This is a genomic window from Pseudomonas xanthosomatis (assembly GCF_019139835.1).
GTDB classification, from domain to species: Bacteria; Pseudomonadota; Gammaproteobacteria; order Pseudomonadales; family Pseudomonadaceae; genus Aquipseudomonas; species Aquipseudomonas fakonensis.
In genome coordinates this window covers 5074618-5089941 of the sequence record NZ_CP077075.1, presented here as the reverse complement: position 1 = coordinate 5089941, position 15324 = coordinate 5074618, and the positions used below count along the sequence as shown (strand labels likewise).

The 15324-nt window shown below is 56.8% G+C and carries 11 protein-coding genes and 2 pseudogenes; 6 read left to right on the top strand and 7 right to left on the bottom strand.

What is annotated here, in order from left to right; translation table 11 throughout:
• Positions 1-18: 18 nt before the first annotated feature.
• From KSS93_RS22430 to KSS93_RS22415, 4 genes are all read right to left on the bottom strand, one after another.
• Positions 19-1851 carry an ABC transporter ATP-binding protein gene (locus KSS93_RS22430; protein WP_217886028.1) on the bottom strand — a complete coding sequence of 611 codons (1833 nt, stop codon included), beginning with the start codon at positions 1849-1851 and terminating at the stop codon, positions 19-21.
• Positions 1852-1914: 63 nt separating this feature from the next.
• Positions 1915-2472, bottom strand: coding sequence for a peptidylprolyl isomerase (locus KSS93_RS22425; RefSeq protein WP_217839774.1), 558 nt, complete (start codon positions 2470-2472; stop codon positions 1915-1917).
• On the bottom strand, positions 2466-3278 hold the full coding sequence (locus tag KSS93_RS22420; RefSeq protein ID WP_217886027.1) for an alpha/beta fold hydrolase: 813 nt from the start codon (positions 3276-3278) through the stop codon (positions 2466-2468). Before KSS93_RS22420 ends, KSS93_RS22425 begins: the two co-directional genes overlap by 7 nt.
• 13 nt (positions 3279-3291) lie before the next feature.
• On the bottom strand, positions 3292-4215 hold the full coding sequence (locus KSS93_RS22415; RefSeq protein WP_217886026.1) for a LysR family transcriptional regulator: 924 nt from the start codon (positions 4213-4215) through the stop codon (positions 3292-3294).
• Positions 4216-4264: 49 nt separating this feature from the next.
• On the opposite strand from KSS93_RS22415, the gene KSS93_RS22410 reads away from it, so the two are divergent.
• From KSS93_RS22410 to KSS93_RS22400, 3 genes are all read left to right on the top strand, one after another.
• Positions 4265-4579, top strand: coding sequence for a 3-phosphoglycerate kinase (locus KSS93_RS22410; RefSeq protein ID WP_217886025.1), 315 nt, complete (start codon positions 4265-4267; stop codon positions 4577-4579).
• Positions 4580-4689: 110 nt separating this feature from the next.
• On the top strand, positions 4690-5289 hold the full coding sequence (locus KSS93_RS22405) for an FMN-dependent NADH-azoreductase (RefSeq protein WP_217886024.1): 600 nt from the start codon (positions 4690-4692) through the stop codon (positions 5287-5289).
• Between the two features lie 363 nt (positions 5290-5652).
• Complete coding sequence (locus KSS93_RS22400; protein ID WP_217886023.1) at positions 5653-6525, top strand: carboxylate/amino acid/amine transporter; 873 nt, start codon at positions 5653-5655, stop codon at positions 6523-6525.
• Between the two features lie 86 nt (positions 6526-6611).
• Here the strand turns inward: KSS93_RS22400 and KSS93_RS22395 are convergent.
• A pseudogene (locus tag KSS93_RS22395) lies at positions 6612-7160 on the bottom strand (mechanosensitive ion channel family protein); the annotation flags it as partial.
• 358 nt (positions 7161-7518) lie between these two features.
• Between KSS93_RS22395 and KSS93_RS22390 the strand changes: the two are divergent.
• Entirely contained in the window at positions 7519-8571 is a 1053-nt protein-coding gene (locus KSS93_RS22390; RefSeq protein ID WP_217886022.1) for a nucleoid-associated protein, read from the top strand.
• The gene (locus KSS93_RS22385; protein ID WP_217886021.1) at positions 8540-10093 is read left to right on the top strand and encodes a hypothetical protein; all 1554 of its coding nucleotides are present in this window, start codon (positions 8540-8542) and stop codon (positions 10091-10093) included. Before KSS93_RS22390 ends, KSS93_RS22385 begins: the two co-directional genes overlap by 32 nt.
• A 518-nt stretch (positions 10094-10611) precedes the next feature.
• Here the strand turns inward: KSS93_RS22385 and KSS93_RS22380 are convergent.
• Together KSS93_RS22380 and KSS93_RS22375 are read right to left on the bottom strand one after the other, a co-directional pair.
• A complete protein-coding gene (locus tag KSS93_RS22380; protein WP_217886020.1) occupies positions 10612-12729 on the bottom strand; it encodes a hypothetical protein in 2118 nt (705 codons plus the stop codon).
• Positions 12730-12733: 4 nt separating this feature from the next.
• On the bottom strand, positions 12734-13816 hold the full coding sequence (locus tag KSS93_RS22375; protein WP_217886019.1) for a hypothetical protein: 1083 nt from the start codon (positions 13814-13816) through the stop codon (positions 12734-12736).
• Between the two features lie 367 nt (positions 13817-14183).
• Between KSS93_RS22375 and KSS93_RS22370 the strand changes: the two are divergent.
• Positions 14184-15207, top strand: a pseudogene (locus KSS93_RS22370) (IS5 family transposase).
• Positions 15208-15324 lie beyond the last annotated feature (117 nt).

Sequence of the window (15324 nt, the reverse complement as noted above, 5' to 3'; positions counted from 1 at the left end):
TTGAGGGGCAGGGCGGGGTCAATCTACACCGACGAAACCGCCGGTCTGGTGGTGCCACAAACGGGCATAGAGCCCACGCTGGGCGAGCAGTTCGGTGTGGCTGCCGCTTTCGACGATATGGCCTTTGTCGAGCACCACCAGGCGGTCCATCCGGGCGATGGTGGACAGGCGGTGGGCAATAGCGATCACTGTCTTGCCCTGCATCAGGGTTTCGAGGCTTTCCTGGATGGCGGCTTCGACCTCCGAGTCCAGCGCCGAGGTGGCTTCGTCCATGATCAGGATCGGCGCGTTCTTCAGCAGCACCCGGGCGATGGCGATGCGCTGGCGCTGGCCACCCGACAGCTTGACCCCGCGTTCACCCACGTGAGCGTCGAAGCCGGTACGGCCCTGGGCGTCGGACAACTGTGGGATGAACTCGTCGGCGCGGGCCCGGCGCACCGCTTCCCAGACTTCCTCTTCGCTGGCATCGGGGCGCCCGTACAACAGGTTCTCGCGGATCGAGCGGTGCAGCAGCGAAGTGTCCTGGGTGATCATGCCGATTTGCGCGCGCAGGCTGGCCTGGTTGACCTCGGCGATGTTCTGCCCGTCGATCAGGATGCGCCCGCTGTCGACGTCGTACAGGCGCAGCAGCAGGTTGACCAGGGTCGACTTGCCGGCACCGGACGGGCCGATCAGGCCGATTTTCTCGCCGGGGCGAATGTCCAGGTTCAGCGCATCGATCACCTTGCTGCCCTTGCCGTAGTGGAAACCGACATGCTCGAAGTGCACGGCGCCGCGGCTGACCTTCAGCGGCTGCGCGTTGGGCTTGTCGCTGACGGTGACCGGCTGGGCGATGGTCTGCAGGCCGTCCTGGACCATGCCGATGTTCTCGAAGATGCCGTTGACCACCCACATGATCCAGCCCGACATGTTGACGATGCGAATCACCAGGCCGGTGGCCAGGGCAATGGCGCCGACGCTGATCAGCGACTGGCTCCACAGCCACAGGGCAAGGCCAGTGGTGCTGACCACCAGCAGGCCGTTGAGGGTGGTGATGACCACGTCCATGCTGGTGACCACGCGCGCGGCCAGCTGGGTTTTTTCGGTCTGCTCGCGAATGGCTTCGCGGGCGTAATGCTGTTCATGGTCGGTGTGGGCGAACAGCTTGAGGGTGGCGATGTTGGTGTAGCCGTCGACGATGCGCCCCATCAGCTTGGAGCGGGCGTCGGACGAAATCACCGAACGCTCTTTCACCCGGGGTACGAAGTAGTACAGCGAGGCGATGTAGCAGCCGATCCACACCAGCAGCGGCAGCATCAGCCGCCAGTCGGCCTCGGCGAACAGCACCAGCGAGCTGATGGCGTAGATCAGCACGTGCCACAGGGCGTCCACCGCCTGCACCGCCGAGTCGCGCAGCGAGTTGCCGGTTTGCATGATGCGCTGGGCGATACGCCCGGCGAAGTCGCTCTGGAAGAAGTTCAGGCTCTGCTTGAGCACGTAGGTGTGGTTTTGCCAGCGGATCAGGCTGGTCATGCCGGGGCTGATGGTCTGGTGCACCAGCAGGTCGTGCAGGCCGAAGAACAGTGGCCGCAGCAGCAGGATCACCACCAGCATCCACGCCAGTTCGCCGGCGTGGTCGCTGAAGAAGTTGGCGTTGGGCGTGCCTTGGGCCAGGTCGATGATGCGGCTCAGGTAGCTGAACATCGCCACCTCGATCAGCGAGGCGAACAGCCCGACGATCAGCAGGGCGAGAAAGCTCGGCCATACCTGGCGCAGGTAATAGATATAGAAGGGCCAGACCTTGCCGGGAGGCGCCTCGGTGGGCGCCTCGCGGAAGATGTCGATCAACTGCTCGAAACGACGGTACAGCATGGGTTTGCAAACTCCTGTTTCAGCCGACCTTCAGGCGGTTCACGTCCCTGTGAAGCCTTGCGGTCAGTCGATGCGTTTGGCTGACTTGATGAACACCGGGTCGGCCGGTACGTCACGCATGCCCTTTTTCACGGTAGTGGGCGAGTTGACGATCTGGTCGACCACTTCCATGCCCTTGGTAACCTTGCCGAACACCGCATAGCCACGGTCGCGGCCCGGGTTGAGGAAGTCGTTGTCGGCCACGTTGATGAAGAACTGGCTGGTGGCCGAGTTCGGGTCGGAGGTGCGGGCCATGGACAACGTGCCGCGGGTGTTTTGCAGGCCATTGCTGGCCTCGTTGCGGATCGGGTCCTGGGTGGGCTTTTGCACCATCTGCTCGGTGAAGCCGCCGCCCTGGACCATGAAGCCCGGGATCACCCGGTGGAAGATCGTATTGTTGTAGAAACCGCTGTCGACGTATGCCAGGAAATTCTTCGTACTGATCGGCGCCTTTTCCGCGTTCAGTTCGATCTCGACCTGGCCAAAGCTGGTATCGAGCAGCACGTGCGGGGTCTTGTCGGAGGCCATGACGCTGGTGGCGAAGGCGACCGAGCAGGCGGTGAGCAGGAGTTTTTTCAGCATGGGCTCAAAGATCCTTGAGGGGTGGAAGCGGCTGCGAGGAACTGCAGCACGGTGAGGTTGAAGACCTCGGGTTGGTCCAGGGGCGTAGCGTGCCGCGAATCGTCGATCACCGCCAGCCTGGCGTTGGGCATCAGCGCCACGTAGCGCTCTTTCAGTTGTATCGGTGTGTAATCATGGTCGGCCGCCACCACCAGCGTGGGACAGCGGATCTGCCCGATGCGTTCCTGCACGCCCCAGTCGACGATGGCGTCGAAACTTTTCAAGTACGCGCGCTTGTCGTTGCGCGCCCAGCGCTCGGCCATCTTGCGCCGCAGCTCGGCCTGTTCAGGCTTGGGGAACAGCCTTGCAGCCAGGCCCTTGCCCACGGTCTCGACGCTGAGCAGGCGCGCCAGGCCCCAGCGCTTGAGCCACCACAGCCAGTCGCTGCGGGTGCGGCGTTTCACTTCAGGGGCGCTGTTGACGATGCACAGGCTGCGCAGCCAGGTGGGGTGGTCGACGGCGAACTGAAAACCGACCATACCGCCCATGGACAGGCCGACGAAGTGCACGGGGCCTGTGCCCAGGTGGTAGAGCAGGGCCAGCAAGTCCTGGCTGAAGGTCTTGATGCGGTAGCCCTTGCGCGGCTTGGAGGACTGGCCGTGGCCGCGGATGTCCATGAGGATCACCCGGTAGTGGCGGGCGAATTCATTGATCTGCAGTTCCCAGTCCTGGCTGCTCGAGCCCAGCCCGTGCAGCAGCACCAGGGGGTCGCCCTGGCCGTGCACCTCGTAATGCAGCTGGCATCCGTCGTGTTCGAAACAGGCCATGGGCGCGGTCCTCTCAGGCTTGCGGGGGGGCTGCGAAGGGCACGTCCAGCGGTGCGGTGTCGAAGTTGCGCAGCAGGTCGATGAGGATCTGCGTGGCCGGGCCCAGGGTCTTTTCCTTGCTCGAATAAAGGTAGAACAGCGGGTGGCGGCTGCCACCCTGATCCAGCGGCAAGGGCTTTAGCACGCCATCGCGCAGTTCGCGCTCGATCATGTGCCGGGGCAGCCAGGCAAAGCCCAGGCCGCTGCTGACGAAGGTGGCGGCGGTGCCCAGGCTGCCGACGGTCCAGCGCTGTTCGGCGCCCAGCCAGCCGACGTCGCGTGGCTGCGCGCGGCCAGAGTCGCGGATCACCACTTGCAGCTGGCTTTCCAGGTCCTGGAAGGTCAGCTCGCGGCCCAGGCGGTGCAGGCTGTGTTCGGGGTGGGCGACGGCGACGAACTCCACGGCGCTGAGCTCGGCCCCCAGGTAGCCACCGATGCTGTAGCTGCTGATGGCAAGGTCGGCGATGCCTTCGTGCATCACTTCTTCCACGCCAGAGAGCACTTCTTCACGCAGGCGCACCCGGCAGCCGCGGCTTTGCGGCATGAACGCGGCCAGCGCACGCACCAGGCGGGCGCTGGGGTAGGCGGCATCGACCACCAGGCGCACCTCGGCCTCCCAGCCTTGCTCCATGTGGTGGGCGAGGTCCTCGAGCTGGCTGGCCTGCTTGACTAGGTGCCGCGAACGGCGCAACAGCACGTTACCGGCTTCGGTCAGCACCGCCTTGCGCCCGTCGATGCGCAGCAGCGGCACCCCCAGTTGCTCCTGCATGCGTGCCACGGTGTAGCTCACCGACGACTGCGAGCGGTGCAGCGCCTCGGCGGCCTGGGCGAACCCGCCATGGTCGACCACCGCTTGCAGGGTTCGCCACTGATCCAGGGTTACGCGCGGCGCTTTCATCTATGGCTCCTGTTGTCCTAAGCTGCGCTCTTCTCAAGGAGAGCGCCCTATGAAGAAATGTTGTGTGGCCTTGCTGCTGTGCCTGCCCTTCACGGCCATGGCCTACCCCATCGATGTGCAAAAGCAGGCGGACGGTGTAAAGCTGGACTACACCGCCTACGACACGGCCTATGACATCGGCGCGATCACCCTGAACAACTACGGCCAGGTGCCGGCGGCGTGCCGGGTGAGCTTTCGCAACGGCCCCGAGGCCCCGCGGGTGCGCCGGGTCAACGTGCCGGCCGGCAAGAGCGTGGATGTGACCGCCAAGTTCAACCGGCAGATCATCAAGCTGCGCATCGACCTTGACTGCAAAGCGGAATAAACGGATTAATCGATAGATTGATCCCACTTTTTACGCTTTTTTATCGATAGGTCAACATTTAATCTCACCTCCATCGAATCGCAACCCTTTACCGCCGATGGAGGCACCCCATGTCCCGCGTACTGATCATCGAAAGCAGCGCCCGCCAGCAGGATTCCGTTTCCCGTCAACTGACCCGCGACTTCATCGAGCAGTGGCAGGCCGCTCACCCGGCTGATCAGATCACCGTACGCGACCTGGCGGTGAACCCGGTGCCGCACCTGGACGCCAACCTGCTCGGTGGCTGGATGAAGCCCGAAGGACAGCGTAGCGCCGCAGAGCTCGAAGCCCTGGCCCGCTCCGTTGAGCTGACCGATGAACTGCTGGCGGCCGACGTGCTGGTGATGGCCGCACCGATGTACAACTTCACCATCCCCAGCACCCTCAAGGCCTGGCTGGACCACGTGCTGCGCGCCGGCATCACCTTCAAGTACACCCCCACCGGGCCGCAGGGCCTGCTGGCCGGCAAGCGCGCCATCGTGCTGACCGCTCGCGGCGGCATCCACGCGGGTGCCACCAGCGACCACCAGGAACCCTACCTGCGCCAGGTGATGGCCTTCATCGGTATTCATGATGTGGACTTCATCCACGCCGAAGGCCTGAACATGAGCGGCGACTTCCACGAGAAAGGCCTGAAGCAGGCCAAGGCCAAGCTGGCCGCAGTGGCCTGAGGCTCCCCGAATTCCCAACCCTGACACCTCTTTGCTCCTTGGGTGTACCTGCCCGGCCTGCATGGCCGGGCTTTTTTATGGCTGTACCGGCCCGAAGCAAATCCTGTACCTGTGGGAGCAATTGTCTTGCTCAATTTCTAAAATCCAGCGCGATCCCTGTGGGAGCGGGCTTGCCCGCGAACACGGGCGAAGCCCGTGCCAAGCCGCGCGGTGCTTGCTGCTTGGGCAAGTCGACCCTCGGGTAGAGCGGCTTTAGCCGCGAACACCGGCGCAGCCGGTGCCATGCACAGCCTTACATTCCTCATGGTTGAACTGCCCGAACCCACCCGCTAAGGTCGCCGCCTTGATTCACGAGAGGCAACCATGGGCTACCTGATTATCGTCGCGCTGATCCAGGCGTTTTCCTTCAACCTGATCGGTGAATACCTGGCCGGCCAGGTCGACAGCTACTTCGCCGTGCTGGCCCGGGTGGTGCTGGCGCTGCTGGTGTTCCTGCCGCTGACCCGCTGGCGCCAGGTCGAGCCGCGCTTCATGCGCTCGATGCTGCTGATCGGCGCGCTGCAGTACGGCATCACCTACGTGTGCCTGTACCTGAGCTTCCGCGTGCTGACCGTGCCGGAGGTGCTGCTGTTCACCATACTCACACCGCTGCACGTGACCCTGATCGAAGATGCGTTGAACCGCCGCTTCAACCCCTGGGCGCTGCTGGCCGCGCTGGTGGCCGTGGCCGGGGCTGCGGTGATCCGCTTCGACAGCGTTACCGGCGAGTTCTTCATCGGCTTTTTGCTGCTGCAACTGGCCAACTTCACCTATGCCGCCGGGCAGGTGCTGTACCGCCACCTGGTTGCCCGCCACCCCAGCGACCTGCCGCATTACAAGCGCTTTGGCTACTTCTACCTGGGGGCGTTGCTGGTGGTGCTGCCGGCGTTTCTGCTGTTCGGCAACGCCCAGCACCTGCCGAGCACCGATACGCAGTGGCTGGTGCTGTTGTTCCTCGGGCTGGTGCCGACGGCGCTGGGGCTGTACTGGTGGAACAAGGGCGCGTGCCTGGTTTCCGGCGGCACCCTGGCGGTGATGAACAACCTGCATGTGCCGGTGGGGTTGCTGCTGAACCTGCTGATCTGGAACCAGGACGAGCCGCTGGGGCGGCTGGCCATTGGCGGCGGGATCATCTTGGCGTCGGTGTGGATGAGCCGGCTGGGCGGGCAGGGCAAGGTATTGCCCGCCTCGCGTTGATCGGTTGCCTGTAGAGGCCTTATCGCGGGGCAAGCCCGCTCCCACAGCGTTTCACTTGTGGGAGCGGGCTTGCCCCGCGATGCGTTTCAGATCGGCTGCGAATGTGAAACCCGCGCCGCCAACCCCGCCCGCATGTCATTGCCACTGGGCTGCTGATAAAGGCTCAGGCCAAACTCCGGCAACACCGCCAGCAGGTAATCGAAGATATCCCCCTGAATGCGCTCGTACTCTGCCCACACCGTGGTGGTGGTGAAGCAGTAGATCTCCAGCGGCACGCCTTCGGCGGTGGTCTGCAACTGGCGGACCATGCAGGTCATGTTGGCGTGCACGTTGGGGTGGTTTTTCAGGTACGCCAGGGCGAAGGCGCGGAAGGTGCCGATGTTGGTCAACTGCCGGCGGTTGGCCGACAGCCCGGCGTTGTGGCCCTGGGCCTGGTTCCATTCATGCAGCTCCTGGCGCTTGCCGGCCAGGTAGTCGCCCAGCAGGCGAACCTGGCCCAGGCGCTGTTCTTCCTCTGTAGTCAGAAAACGCACCCCGGCGGCGTCGATGAACAGGCTGCGCTTGATGCGGTAGTTACTGAACGACTCGCTCATCAGGCGCCAGGTGGGGGTGGAGACGATGGTCTTGTCGAAAGAGGGGTATTAGTGAGCGAAATGGACAAATGGACAGATAAAACCCCGTAAACATTGACTTTCAGCGGTGTGACTTAAAGTCCATTTTTTAGCTCCATATGGACACTCTCCAACCCGAATCTCATCCAACGTTTGTGCGGTTCCTATCTCACTCCACCCACGTACACGCGTCCGTACATACTGGCTGCTGGCCAGCCTTTGCGTATATGCTCCGACCACTGCATCACGCCCGATCTCACGTTTACGGGGATGGCACCGGCCTCTGAAAGGCTGCAACCGATGCGTCATTGCCGCCTAGGTACAAACCGAGGCGAGTGGTTCCTCTTGCATGGCAGAAGGGCGCTGCTTACATGGAGATCGCATGAGTTTTTTTTCGGACGAAGAAATCGGTTCACTCAAGATCACTCGGATGATCCTGCACGTGGTGGGTACCAAAAACTTCGAGGCGCAGCCGGAGCGTGCCCTAGAGGAGGAAGCATTCTTTATCAGTAAAATTGTGGACATGGCTGCTGCCCCGATCTTCATGTTCAAGGCAGTGTCCACGACCCGGAACGCAATTGAAGCAATCGCTTCCGGTGCTACTCCGTTCGTTGATGGTGCTCAGAGCCTGGCTGCCAGCTTCAATCGGGCCCACGTTGGCGGCAGTGCTGACGGGGTTTTGTTGATGTTCGAGCTGTCGGTCAAAGACCCCAATGTGAAGATCTACAGCTTGATCAAGTACGACTACAAGCTGGCTTTGGAGCAGAACGACGGTGCTCCAGGCAACAAGCTGCGTCGAATCGTGAACGCCTTAGTAGACGAAAAGAAAGCTATCCAGAAGACGGCGCTCATCCGTGTGGCCAATGCTGTTGCTGACAAGAATGTCTCGGCAACTGACCGTACGAAGCATGGCGTAGATCTCGCCGATTACTTCACCGATTTCCTGGCGGTGGCTAGGGAAGTCTCAGACACGGAGCTGAGCGAGCTTACCCGCAAGGTGCTTAAGGCGGCGCTCCAGACTTGCATCGAGCATCTGCCAGGCAAAGATGTGGCGAAGGCCCTGAAGAAAGCCCAAGCAAACCTCGGAACCCGTACGCTGATCGATGAAAGTGCGATTGTGGAGGCGGTGATGCTGGCTGCTGGTCATCCTGAAGACGAAAAGATAGCCGCTCGCCTTGAGAAAGAGACTCGCACGCGCGTTAAGAAGAGCAAGTTGCATGAGCTCAGCTTTAAGCCTGATCGCAAGATCCTCCGGCAGCCCTATATGCGTAAGATCGTCACGACTGAAGGCGTTACCATCCTGTTCCCCGATAGGACGGAAAACCCTAACGTCAGGGTGGTGGAACTGAAAGGGGGCAAGAAGCAAATCATCGTGGATACAGACAGAGTCACGGAGGACAGCGTTGTCACACCAAAAGCTGGCCAGCCTACTTAACGACCTGTCACGTAAAGGTCAGGCGCTGATCACTGAGGGAAATAGCACTCTCATTGTCTCAGATCTACCTGCTGACGCTGCTCGGTCAATCGCCCAGGCTGCCTCCGCTGCTGCCTGGGCGATCACTCTGTTTGACAGCGCAGGTGGCGAAACCGAGGTTGAAGAAGGGGATGAGGCTTTCGGGCCCTTTCGTGCTGAGCTCGTGAAACCGCTTCCGCAGGAGCATGATAAGACTGCAGCTTTGTACGTGGTCACAGAGGTGGGCTTCAGAGCCTTTCTCGACAACGGTCATCCAGCATCACGATGGTACGTCTTGGGCCTCCTGAAGCCCTTCAATACTCGGGCTCGCGCTTATAGCGACTGGGGCATAGAAGAGCCTTTCGTGGAATCGCAAGCGACGAAGTCACCCCGGCTACTAGTAAAAGAGTCCGCTGACGTCCGCACTGTGCCCGAGGACGTTCGGCACTGGTTGCTCGCAGAGGGCCATGAGCTCGATGAGGCTGACCCTTTACACTTGGTCTGGGCAACTCAGGCCTTTGAAGCCCTGAGTCGTTGTTTTGCGAACGAGATTGACGCTAGCGGGAGTAAGCTCAGCTTCAAAGGGCCACCCAAGCTCAATCTGACGCTCCCGGAAACGGTCGATGGTGCTGCGCAGATTACGCTGAATGACTTCAAGGTCGTACAGGATGCCGCAGTTTGGGTGTTCGACAACGCACGTGAAGCCGAAGTGAAGCATATCCTGCTGTCCGCTGAGATCGCTCGATCGGGTAGGGCGGATGGAGAGGCATTTCAGTACTTCAGGGCGAATCTTGAGGCAGCACTAGATTGCGGAAAAATCGCCTACCAGATGGCGGTCTCGGAGATCACCAAAGATACTCTCAAATCCCTCGGGGACCTTCGCAAGGCAGTTACTGAAGAAACCTCCAAAGCGACAGATGCGACCCGCCAGGCCATCGCTGCGATCTCGACAGCGCTGACTTTGGGCTTGGGCTTGATCGTTGCGCGGCTCACGCTGCAGATCAACCCGTACCTCATTTCACTCGTCATGGCGGTTGCATTCGGCTACACGACGCTGAACGTCATGTCGGGCCGTAAATTCATAAACATTCAGCGGAAGTTGCGCCAGGATTGGCAGTCGAAGCTGTATCGCTTCCTCTCGGAAGCCGAATTCAAAAAAATGGTAGGCGACCCTATTGAGCAAGCCGAGAGCTTTTTTTATAGGGTAAGCTGCCAAGGTCTGACAATGCTCTGCGTCGTGGCGCTGGGGATTGCAGTCTTCGCCTTCGTTTACACCACTCCACCCGCGACAACACCGTCAGTCCCTACTGCGCTTCCTGCTCCAGCAACAGCCCCAGGAAGTCCGCAGCCACCGACCAATGAACCTGTACCCCAACCGAAATCTGTGCCAAAGCAGAGATATCCAGCGAAACCTTCAGAGAAGAGGGAAGCGCCCCCTGTGATATTTGACCAAGGGATCTTCGCGGTTCGTACAGGGGCCAAGCCTCAAGACTGGGTTGTGTGATTTCGAAGCTGCGTCATTCGATGGAGGACTTCCAATAGTTTTGCAAAACTGATCTTGATGGACAGCTAAAACCGCGTAGTACGCGGCTTCTATCGCACCGACATGTGGCCACAAATTTCGTTTTCAGATGGACATCCCGCGCCCCCGTCAATCGGGCCTGCATTTCTGACTTAAATCGTTTTTAGTCCAAGCCCCCGCCACTTGCTTAGAAAAGGATCACAGATCTAATTGGGTTCTCTGAATTTGATGGAAGTTGACTGCTTACCTTCTGAGATGCTCATGTTTTTGGCGGTCAGCCCGAGAGATAATGTGATGGACGTCCGGTTCGGCCTGATTTCAGTGAGGATGGAACAGCTATGGATATACTCTACAAACAACCTTTGCTGGCGGTAGGAGGAGACTAAAGGTCTCCTCGCAATGTGTTTGCGCGCTCGGCAGTGTAAGTAATTTTCGTGTTTGAAGGACATGAACGCCACTTTGAAAAGCATGGCGTTCGCGTCGTTGTTAGTTGAGATGAATTAGACTACTGCTAATTTCATGACTTCGGGGCTTTCGCTAATTAGTTTTTGCAGCTTTACGTTAACTCTCTCGTCCAGCTTTGATGAGGAGGGGAGTTTGCCGCATATCACAGCTATTATATATTCCGACAGCATATTGCTTTGGTCTAAGTTGCCGAGTTCTTTTAACAGGATTTCAATTGTTTTCTCTTTTTCGACTACGCCGAATTCGAGTGCGGCCGCATTGCGGAGCAGGGCGGAGCGAATTAGTCCCTCCGAGTAACTTACGAAGTTTGTTGAGTCCAGTACTTGGGTGTATGGGAAGCCTGGTGCTAACCGAGCTTTACTATTATTGGTTGTGCGCAACTGTTGGAGCGCCGACGCAACAGCCAGAATCACACCGCAGATAGCTGTGTCAGTGGGGGCTAAAACCGATTCCGCGCCTAGTAATACCGTCTCGCTGGTTTGATCGATATGGAACACGGCATCAATGCCTTTCACTCCATCAGTAAAGTTGGAGAGCTTGGATACTCGGCGATAAAAATTACCAGTGCTCTTGAGTGCTGGCTTTATAGAGTCCTTGATGGACGTCAGTTCAAGGCACCATGGGCACTCTTTGGGGCCGACATCTGGCAGCACGAGGTGCTCAATGTAAGTAAACCGTCTCCGAACATTTTCGTCGGTGTAGGCCAAGCTGTTATTTAGCCGTCGGCTTGTTTGAGATAATGATGCTGGCCTGTAAATCCCAGCAAGAAATGTGATGTCCTTGATCGTAGTGTTTAATTGCGGGCTTTGTCTGATGAAATTATTGAAGCGTGTAAATGTATTTCCGCTTATGGTGACGGTGTCGTAAATCAAAACTCTGTCAGATTTTTCGATGGCTGATAGCGTATCGGCGTCTATCATGTTATCAGGTTCAGGGGTGTGGCAGTAAGTTGCGCCAAGGGCTGCAGTCGCCATCTTAATGGCTGGCTCATCTACAATGCTAAGTACTACTGAGTCTGGGGTTAGGTTTTCAGTGAAATCCTTGAGGAGAGACTCTTGGAAGCACTCGGTTTTAGCTATTTGATTGTAGTCTAGGAAATATGCGTAATGCTTATTTCCTTTGGAGGTGTCCCCTTTGTGGAATGACACTATGTCATCTAGATGGGCGTGATATTTTTTGAAGAAGCTGTAACCCATTCCTGCGATGGCGGGGGTCAAGCTGATTCCAGAGTCTTTTGGGTCTTTTACATAATAAGCACTCGGGTGAATCTCAATAGCTTTACTCCCCTGTTCACAGAACTTGCAGTCATCAAAATTATAATTGACGACGTTGTAGTCTACTATGCAAAGGCTGTAGTCGTTTTGCGAGAATGAATAAACTGAGACGGTTGACAGGGTTCTGGTGGAGTATGCCTCGTTAAAAATCTCTTGAAATTTCTCGACGAGACTACCGCTGCTCACCACGCTGACTAAAAGTAGTGGGTTCTTAGCTGATTTCAGGGCTGGCGTGGAGGCGCAAACGACACTTTTACAATCAACCATCTTTTTGGCTGGGTGAGCTGGCAGTGCATCGAATGCAGTTTCTTTACCTAAAATTTGAAATGCGCGCAGTGGAATGGCTGCAATTGACCAGGAGTCGATAAAGACATAGTCGGCATGATCAATATTTTTAAGTAGCCAAAAGGTTACTCTGTCAAGATCGTCTCTGTTTCGAATGGAGTCGCCGAGACGGAAGAATGCATTGGTATGATTGTGTGACGGGGTCGCAAAATGATATTGATCTCCGCCATGGATGAAACTATCGCTTGAGTGCTTTTCCAATAGTTGCGACAGGTCAATCGAAGCTAATGCATCTGTCTTGAAATCGTTGTCAAGACGTGTGACTTTGTCCGAGTGAATTTGATAGGTTTGATATGTCTGCTTGTTTTTGCAGTAAAAAAGTACTGCGATAAGTTCGACGTTCAAGCGTGCGAGCAGTTTATCTCTAATTGGGCCGTTTTCATCATTTTCCATGGAATCCAGAAATTCCTGGTTTGTAGCAAGGAGATAACAACTGTCGTACGGCGTATCTGAAGGGGTAGACGATGATGCAAGAAGCGGCTCAACGTCTGCCGGCGCGATCATTCCAATGCAGTTGATGATTACTGGATTCATAAGTTTAGGCCGGGATGATGAGCGATAGCGATGTTGAAAGGTCATCTACTGGAATGGCCATGTCAAATACTTGGATTTCGCTCAAGAATTTGTCTTCAACGTAATCGTAGTTGACGCAGAGCGTTCCGGATGTGGTCATAATAACCATTCCTTTCAATTTTTTTGCGCACTCCATAGCGGAAAACAGCCCTAATCCACGGCTTATAGGTTGCCTTTGAATCTTGGATGTGCTGTTCTTGTTGAAGGCAAGCTTTACCACTTCAGTCTTAGTGAGACCTGGCAGGTTTCCCTTAAGTGTTTCGTAGATGCCAGTGCCTGAATCAACGATATCGATGATGAGGTATTTTTTTGTTCCCTCATTTTCGAGTCGAAATGAAAGGTATCTTCTAAGCGCTTCGGGGATTTCGGTGTTTTGAATTTGTTGAATGTTATTGTAAATAACCTTCGAAACCTTAATGTATCTCAGTGATACTTTAGTGCTTCTCGCATGATGAATGGTGTTTTCCCAAATTTCTTTAAGGAGCACGTACAGGCTCATGGAGTTGGTGATGTGATCGAGCGAGCCTCTCGCAGCAGCAGTGTCACCAAACATGCACTCTTGGATTCGAGGGGCAAGAGCGCATTTAAAGTCGATTTCTGTAGGTTCGCTATTTCCCAAGTTTAGGAAGGGCGGATGAATAAAGTAAGGGTCTAAGGCATAGAGCGAATAGGCCTGCCCTCCCTCAAAGGCGCCGTAATCCATATTAACAGCGTTGCTAACCATCTCGGTCAGCAGGTCAGTGACATCTATCTCCGATTTGTCATAGATTCTAACATCTTGAATGCAGATGTTGATCATGCTCGGTGAGCTGAGATAGTTGTCGTCTCGAAGTCCATGCTGTTCAAGGTCGGTTCTGCGAAGGTGAAGCTTGATTTTTCCTAGTTTATTACTACGGGCGAGAGCAATGATGCATGAGATGAAAAAACCTTCGGCACCAAGCGTAAAGCTAGCGTCCTTGGTGAAAGAAAAATCTGTCATTTCTCCAAAGTTTATATTTTTTGCTAAGTGGCCAATTGAACACCCTGAGGTGATGTTGACTTCGCTCATAACCAATCCCTTTAGTGTCAGCGCAGATGATTCGAATTCTATCATAATTGCGCCGTTGTACTACCTCAGCGGTTCACTTCGTTGGCTGTTGTGCCTGCTGGATCAGGTCTATAGGGATGTGGCTTGGCCATGTGTATCAATCGTAGATCGGCACAAATCTGAAACATACGCAGGCCCAAATCTTCTGAACTGAATGTAGCTTCACTGGCCAGAGTAAACCGTCAAAAAATCTTCCTTTTTGTCTCAAAGATTACGATATTTTGGCAGGCTCTGGCCTTTAGGGATTCTCCGAACAAGTCAGCACAGACCCTCTGAGCTGTGCTGAAATAGCTCTCCGTCCAACTGCCCTCTCCAAGCCCTCCATCCCATGAGTCAGATGAGCTTTTCCGATTTTCGAGTACGCCAGTAAGCGCAAGCAAACCCGTCGCGAGCGTTTCCTGGCCGAGATGGTGCTGGTGGTGCCGTGGAGCGGTTTACTGGCCGAGATGGTGCTGGTGGTGCCGTGGAGCGGTTTACTGGCCTTGATCGAGCCGCATTACCCAAAGGCCGGTGGTGGCCGCATGCCGTACCCGCTGGAAACCATGCTGCGCATTCACCTGCTGCAGAACTGGTTCTCGTTGAGCGATCCAGCCATGGAAGAGGCGCTGTACGAGATCACTTCGATGCGCCAGTTTGCTCGTCTGACGCTCAGCGCTCCGACCCCCGAAGACACGACGATCATGAATTTTCGGCACCTGCTGGAGAAGTATCAGTTGGCGACGGGCATTTTGGAAACCATCAACAATTACCTGCGAGACAAAGGCCTGTCGTTGCGCCAGGGCACCATCGTCGACGCCACCATCATCCACACCCCCAGTTCGACCAAGAGCAAGGAAGGCAAACGCGATCCTGAGATGCATCAGACGAAGAAAGGTAATCAGTATTTCTTCGGCATGAAGGCGCATATCGGGGCTGATGCCGAGTCGGGGCTGGTGCACCACGTTCACGGCACAGCGGCGAATGTGGCTGATATAACAGAGGTCGCTCACCTGTTGCATGGCGATGAAAATGTTGTCTGTGCCGACGCGGGTTATACCAGCGTTGAGAAGCGGTCGGAGCATGAAGGAAGGCCGGTGATCTGGCAGATTGCGGCTCGTCGTAGCACCTACAAGCACTTGAGTAATCGCAGCGTGCTCTACAAAGCCAGACGCAAGGTCGAGAAGGTTAAAGCGCAGGTACGAGCGAAGGTCGAACATCCATTTCGTGTGATCAAGCGCCAATTCGGCTATGTGAAAACCCGCTTCCGTGGCTTGGACGAGAACACGGCGCAACTGACCACGCTGTTTGTCCTGTCGAATCTGTGGATGGTGCGCCGGCAATTATTGCCTGCTGCGGGAGCGGTGCGCCCGTGAGGGCAGATAACCAGAGCTTTGCCTTGGGTATCCAATAATTAGCGGCTGAAAATCGGGCTTTTCGGCATCTCCAAGCCGCCCATTTCCGGCTGATGAGCAACTTGTTCGGAGATTCCT

Bases quoted from the DNA above. Each gene is read 5' to 3' on its own strand.
- KSS93_RS22430 (WP_217886028.1), bottom strand. From the start codon at position 1,851: ATGCTGTACCGTCGTTTCGAGCAGTTGATCGACATCTTCCGCGAGGCG.
- KSS93_RS22425 (WP_217839774.1), bottom strand. From the start codon at position 2,472: ATGCTGAAAAAACTCCTGCTCACCGCCTGCTCGGTCGCCTTCGCCACC.
- KSS93_RS22420 (WP_217886027.1), bottom strand. From the start codon at position 3,278: ATGGCCTGTTTCGAACACGACGGATGCCAGCTGCATTACGAGGTGCAC.
- KSS93_RS22415 (WP_217886026.1), bottom strand. From the start codon at position 4,215: ATGAAAGCGCCGCGCGTAACCCTGGATCAGTGGCGAACCCTGCAAGCG.
- KSS93_RS22410 (WP_217886025.1), top strand. From the start codon at position 4,265: ATGAAGAAATGTTGTGTGGCCTTGCTGCTGTGCCTGCCCTTCACGGCC.
- KSS93_RS22405 (WP_217886024.1), top strand. From the start codon at position 4,690: ATGTCCCGCGTACTGATCATCGAAAGCAGCGCCCGCCAGCAGGATTCC.
- KSS93_RS22400 (WP_217886023.1), top strand. From the start codon at position 5,653: ATGGGCTACCTGATTATCGTCGCGCTGATCCAGGCGTTTTCCTTCAAC.
- KSS93_RS22390 (WP_217886022.1), top strand. From the start codon at position 7,519: ATGAGTTTTTTTTCGGACGAAGAAATCGGTTCACTCAAGATCACTCGG.
- KSS93_RS22380 (WP_217886020.1), bottom strand. From the start codon at position 12,729: ATGAATCCAGTAATCATCAACTGCATTGGAATGATCGCGCCGGCAGAC.
- KSS93_RS22375 (WP_217886019.1), bottom strand. From the start codon at position 13,816: ATGAGCGAAGTCAACATCACCTCAGGGTGTTCAATTGGCCACTTAGCA.